Source organism: Brevundimonas sp., from assembly GCF_032107865.1.
Taxonomy (GTDB): Bacteria; Pseudomonadota; Alphaproteobacteria; order Caulobacterales; family Caulobacteraceae; genus Brevundimonas.
In genome coordinates, this window is the sequence record NZ_DAMCNG010000313.1 from 1 (window position 1) to 2,200 (window position 2,200).

The window sequence follows — 2,200 nt, forward strand, 5'->3', positions numbered from 1 at the left end:
GCAGGTGGCCGGCCGCGCCCTTCAACAGATTGATCGCGCCCCAGGCCAGCCAGACCGCGACCACCAGGCCCGCCGCCGCGTCCAGTCCCGGCGCCTGGAGGAAGGCGCCCGAGATCACCCCGATCAGCACCACGACGTTGGCGGCCAGGTCGGCGGCGTAGTGGGCGCGGTCGCCCGCCACGGCCAGGGAGGCGGTCTTCTTCATCGCCTGGGTCTGCATCCACACCAGGCCCGCCGTGATGGCGATGGACAGGACGACCACGCCGACGGCCCAGCCGCCCGAGGTGACGGGGCGCGGGTCGAAGATGCGCTGGACCGCTTCCCAGCCGATGAAGACGCCCGACGCCAGCACCATGCCCGCCTGCACCAGGGAAGCCAGGCCTTCGGCCTTGCCGTGTCCATAGCGATGGTCGTCGTCCGGCGGAGCGGCGGCCCAGCGCACGGCGAAGAAGGTCGCCAGCGACGCCACCAGATCCAGCGTCGAATCCGCCAGGCTGGCCAGGATGGAGACCGAGCCGGACGCCCCCAGGGCGAAGGCCTTCATGACGATCAGCAGGACCGCCGTCGCCACCGACAAGGTGGTGATCCGGCGCGTGGTCTCATGGGCGGCGTCGAGAGAGGAGGCGGTCATTTCCCTGCCCTTGTCGCCCAAAACAGCGCCCGCGCCAATGGCGGCGGCGGGGCGGGGACGCTAAGGAGAGGGGACGGGACGCCGCAGGGGGCAGCGCGCCCGACGTAAAGATCGAGACGGAGCATTCATGGCGGACTGGCTGACGGCGATCCTTCTGGGTCTGGTCGAAGGGTTGACCGAATTCATTCCGGTGTCGTCCACCGGCCACCTGCTGTTGCTGGGGCATTTCCTCGGCTTTGAGAGCACCGGCAAGACGTTCGAGATCGTCATTCAGCTGGGCGCCCTGCTGGCCATCATCAGCGTCTATTTCAAGCGGCTGTGGACGCTGGCGACGCGCTGGCCGTTCGATCCCGAGGCGCGGCGCTTCCTGATCGGCCTGCTGGTCGCCTTCCTTCCCGCCGTGGTAATCGGCTTCCTGGCCTACGACTTCATCAAGACGGTGTTGTTTGAGACGCCGCTGGTGATCTGCATCGCCCTGATCGTCGGCGGGGTGCTGCTGCTGTGGCTAGACCGCATGAACAAGATCCCGACCTATCTGGATGCGGACCGCTATCCGTTCCGGGTCTATTTCCTGATCGGCCTGTTCCAGTGCCTGGCCATGATCCCTGGCGTGTCGCGTTCGGGCGCCACCATCGCCGGCGGTCTGCTGCTGGGGACCGACAAGCGGTCGGCCGCCGAGTTCAGCTTCTTCCTGGCCCTGCCGACCATGGGGGCGGCGGTCTTCTATGATCTGTTCAAGAACCGCGACGTGCTGGACTTCAGCGACTTCGGCCTGATCGCCATCGGCTTCATCGCCGCCTTCCTCTCGGCCCTGGCCGTGGTGCGCTTCCTGCTCGACTTCGTGTCCAAGCGCGGCTTCGGTCCCTTCGCCTGGTGGCGGATCGTGGTCGGCGTCGTCGGCATCATCGGCCTGGGCGTGACGGGCGCGCTCTAGCGCCGTTGCTTTGCACGCAGAAAAAACCCCTCGGGACGACCGTCCCGAGGGGTTTTTCTTGAGCCGTCCTCAGATCAGGCGGCGGGGCTTTCGGCGTACTGGCCGCCGTCGCGGTAGCGCCACAGATAGCTCGGCGCGATGGCCTCCAGGCCCGAAGGCTCGACGCCCAGGTCGGCCAGGCCCTTGGCGCCCGGCGCCACGACGTTGTCGCTCTCCAGCAGCACGACCTGATCCTTGGTCAGGGCCGGGGCCAGGCCGATCATGGCCGGGATCTGGGCCAGCGAGCCGATCACGCGCGCCATCGGGAAGGGCAGCGGCAGCAGGATGTTCCTGCGGTTGGTCTCGCGCAGGATGAACTTCAGGATGTCTTCGAAGGTCCAGACCGACGGGCCGCCCAGTTCATAGGTTTCGCCTTCGGCCTCGGGGGCGACGGTCGCGCGGGCAACGGCCTCGGCGGCGTCGGCGACATAGACGGGCTGGAACCTGGTCTGGCCGCCGCCGATCAGCGGCAGGACCGGCGACCAGCTGGCCATGGCGGCGAAGCGGTTCAGGAAGTTGTCGCCCGAGCCGAACACGATCGACGGGCGCACGACGACCGCGCCGGGGAAGGCGGCGCGCACGGCGGCTTCGGCCGC

Annotated in this window: 2 protein-coding genes and 1 pseudogene; 1 reads left to right on the forward strand and 2 read right to left on the reverse strand. The window is 68.4% G+C overall.

Annotated features, from left to right (window positions below; all coding sequences use genetic code 11):
* On the reverse strand, positions 1 to 631 hold a 631-nt coding region (locus RT567_RS16065; RefSeq protein ID WP_313577215.1), incomplete at its 3' end, for a cation diffusion facilitator family transporter.
* Positions 632 to 758: 127 nt separating this feature from the next.
* Between RT567_RS16065 and RT567_RS16070 the strand changes: the two genes are divergently transcribed.
* Complete coding sequence (locus RT567_RS16070; RefSeq protein ID WP_313577216.1) at positions 759 to 1,565, forward strand: undecaprenyl-diphosphate phosphatase; 807 nt, start codon at positions 759 to 761, stop codon at positions 1,563 to 1,565.
* Positions 1,566 to 1,639: 74 nt separating this feature from the next.
* Here the strand turns inward: RT567_RS16070 and RT567_RS16075 are convergent.
* Positions 1,640 to 2,200 (reverse strand): annotated as a pseudogene (locus RT567_RS16075) (complex I NDUFA9 subunit family protein); the annotation flags it as partial.